The organism is Oleiphilus sp. HI0086 (assembly GCF_001635225.1).
Genome location: NZ_LWFZ01000950.1, coordinates 1 through 452, shown reverse-complemented (window position 1 = coordinate 452; position 452 = coordinate 1). Strand labels below are relative to the sequence as shown.

Sequence of the window (452 nt, the reverse complement as noted above, 5' to 3'; positions counted from 1 at the left end):
TTGTTGCTCAGTACTTGCGTTTGCAAGCAGAGCTGAAGAGTGAGACGCTGCCTCAAATAGCATTGCTGTTTTATTTTTTATGACTTCAAAATAGGCTTCTTCTGATACGTCAGGGTTTTTGCAGTTCATTAACTGGAAAACTTCCCCTTCGGCAATGACATTGGTTGCATTCGATAGCACTTCCATAACCGGAACGCTGCCGATATCGACCATCATTTGAAAAGCTCTCGAGTACAAAAAGTCGCCGACTAGTACGCTGGGAGCATTGCCCCACTTGGCATTGGCAGTAGAGCGCCCGCGGCGCATGTTTGATGTGTCGACAACGTCGTCATGTAATAATGTGGCTGTATGCAAAAACTCGATAATAGTGGCTAGTTTGCATTGATCCTGACTAGCTTCCCCTAAGGCTCTGCTGGTAAGAAGGACTAGTAAGGGGCGCATACGCTTACCAC

General features: G+C 46.7%; 1 protein-coding gene. It reads right to left on the bottom strand.

What is annotated here, in order from left to right:
* Nucleotides 1-452: polyprenyl synthetase family protein (locus A3756_RS16975; protein WP_197481360.1), on the bottom strand; the 452-nt coding region annotated here is incomplete at both ends.